General features: G+C 38.4%; 2 protein-coding genes and 1 pseudogene. All 3 read right to left on the reverse strand.

All coding sequences use genetic code 11. The features are described from left to right. The coding region (locus VSA01S_RS19390) for a GMP reductase (protein WP_147052773.1) at positions 1 to 813 on the reverse strand (813 nt) is incomplete at its 3' end. 466 nt (positions 814 to 1,279) lie between these two features. Then, the gene (locus tag VSA01S_RS19395) at positions 1,280 to 2,416 is read right to left on the reverse strand and encodes a DUF3103 family protein (RefSeq protein ID WP_083932342.1); all 1,137 of its coding nucleotides are present in this window, start codon (positions 2,414 to 2,416) and stop codon (positions 1,280 to 1,282) included. 242 nt (positions 2,417 to 2,658) lie between these two features. Then, positions 2,659 to 2,915, reverse strand: a pseudogene (locus VSA01S_RS20105) (sphingomyelin phosphodiesterase); the annotation flags it as partial.

The following is a 2,915-nucleotide window of genomic DNA, read 5'->3' on the forward strand; positions in this document are numbered from 1 at the left end:
TGAAGACATGCCATAGAACTTCATGAATTTTTGACCGTCTTGTTCGATCACTTCGCCGCCTGACTCTTCGTGACCCGCTAGCATACCGCCAAGCATCACGAAATCTGCACCGCCACCAAACGCTTTCGCTACGTCACCAGCACATGAGCAACCACCATCACCAATGATAGTGCCGCCAAGGCCGTGAGCCGCATCCGCACACTCAATAATGGCGGACAACTGAGGGTAGCCTACACCTGTTTTAACACGTGTTGTACATACAGAACCCGGGCCAATACCAACCTTAACAATATCAGCACCAGCAAGGATAAGCTCTTCACACATATCACCTGTTACTACGTTACCCGCAGAGATAACCTTGTCAGGAAAGGCAGCACGTACGCGTTGTACGTATTCAACTAAATGTTCTGAGTAGCCATTAGCAATGTCGATACAGATAAAAATAAACTCATCTGATAGCGCCATGATCTCTTGCGTTTTTTGGAAATCCGCATCTGATGTACCTGTTGATACCATCACGTTATTTAACGTTGTTTTGTTAGCAGATTGTGCAAACTCAGCCCAATCCTGAACGCTGTAGTGCTTATGAACCGCTGTCATTACGCCATGTTCAGCTAATGCTTTTGCCATTTCAAAACTGCCAACCGAATCCATGTTCGCCGCAATAACAGGTACGCCTGACCATTGACGACCGCTGTGCTTGAAGGTAAAATCGCGGGTTAAATTTACTTGAGAACGGCTTTTTAAGGTTGAACGCTTCGGGCGAAACAGTACATCTTTGAAACCTAACTTAAGTTCTTGTTCGATACGCATTATGTAATTCCTTGATTCATATATGTATGTGCCTCATCAGAGCGCATTATAAGCCCGTTGGCAGACGAGTTTATGTTCTTCGGACACAAAAAAACCGGAGCGTTGGCAGACGCTCCGGTTTTCAGCATTATAGGCTGTGATTTATTTCCTACAAGTCTGATATTTGAATTTTTTTTGTGATACCATATAGAACATCGCATACCCAAAAAACCTCCCCCAGACAAAAAATTACAATTTAGTCATTAAAATCAAATATTTATTAAATTCAAAAAGAAGTTTTGCGCAAACCATTGCGGCAAACGATAACGTATCTCTTATCAGCTCCAACTCAACATTTTCCTCTGAGACACACCATTTGGTGATAGCTCCTACTTTATTAAAGTCGCTTTTTCGAGAATAAAGAGCAACTACCACCAAAAATTACGATGACCCTAATAATAGAAATACCAAGAAATAATAAGCTTGATTAGTCAACTTCTCCAATAATGAGTGGCTCTAAGGTTACAGTAACATTACCACCAGCTGCGGAATGATCTGTGTAAGTTTCATTTTTTTGCACCGTGTATAGCGCATCAACTACGTCATCATGATCGATAAACATGCTGTCAGGAAATGCTTCTATAATTCGATTAGTAATTTGTGGAATTACTGCATACTTCTGAACTTTAGGATCTTCGATATTGTTTAAAACTTCTTGCGCAATTTGTACTAAACTCTGCGCAATGGTCTTAAACTTAATCTGATCATCCATTTCCATAAAAATAATGTCTGCTGCAGCCCAACGGTAGCGTTGCCAATAGATAGCAATTTGGTTTACAGGATATTCGATATTTGCAAAGTCAACCACAGGCATTTCAACAATATCAATCTGAGGCACTAGGCGAGAAGGCGAAACACCTGTCACAATGGCGTACATTTCTGCAGGTTGAAGCCACAGCTCCTTAATGTAATTTGCTTTGAACTTTTTGAGCACCGTTGTATGAATTTCACTCGGGAACTCATCTTCCTCTTGTTCTGGTAGTGGTGTTTCCTGCTCTGGATTCTCATGGCCTTGCTCAGGCTGGTCGGATAACAGTGCAGGTTTAGCTGTTAATTCATGAATAGTGAGGTTCATTTTATGGGCAATGTCACGCATTAACCTTGAGCGATCCACATCCAAAACCAACACTGGCTGGTTCGGCATTACAATAGGATCTAAGAAAACTTGCTCTCCTGATAATGTGAATGCTGGAATACTATCCCCTTCTTTTAAATTAGTTTGATAAACAAATAAAGGTGAGATTCCTGCTTGCCAATATGGCAGCAATGTCGGGTTCGCCAATCTCAACACCAAAAAACCTTGTAAGTCGTCATCCATATCACGAGCTCGGCGAATATTGTCTTCCAGCTGTAATAAATCGCTTTTGGTACTATCTGAAAAATTAAGCGTTAGTATATTCACTGAGTATCTACCACGAGAAAAAGAATCATTAATGATGTTTTTATTCTCATCCCAACTCATAACGATATCTTTTCCAATATTCAAAGATAAGTCGTGTGTCGTTTGTGAAAATACAAATGTTGTCATCAACAAAGACATTATTAAAGTAACTATTCTAATCATAAAACCTCCATTTTCATTATTTTATTGTTTAAAACACACTTTTAAATTCCACAAGCCCAAAAGGTTACAATTTCAACAATCATCACAATTAAAGCTTGTAAAAAACAGTAGAACAGTCAATTAAAAAATAACATTAATATAATTAAACACATTGAAGAATCTATTTAAAGAGTGACTTAGATTTATCACACATTAAATTCAAAAATATCAATTTTAATTTTAAAAGTGAAAGATTTTCTTATTTATTCTGGAACAGTAAATTTGGCGCTGACTGCAAAATGATCTGATAAATCCCAAGTTCCCCACATATCAATGTCAAAGCTCCTTGGAACTTCTATTTTGCTACTACTCGCAAGTACACTTCCATTGTCAGCGTACAATAAATAATCCAATCTCTCTCTATCAGACTCATCATAATAAGTAATATTCTGATTTAAATAAGGATCATAGCTGTATATAAGTTCATTAGCAGATGGAGGTTCAACTAAGTTTAAAATTC

Origin of the sequence: Vibrio sagamiensis NBRC 104589, from assembly GCF_007990935.1 — a bacterium.
GTDB lineage: Bacteria > Pseudomonadota > Gammaproteobacteria > Enterobacterales > Vibrionaceae > Vibrio > Vibrio sagamiensis.

Coding starts and splice junctions, on each gene's coding strand:
- VSA01S_RS19395 (WP_083932342.1), bottom strand. CDS start 2,416: ATGATTAGAATAGTTACTTTAATAATGTCTTTGTTGATGACAACATTT.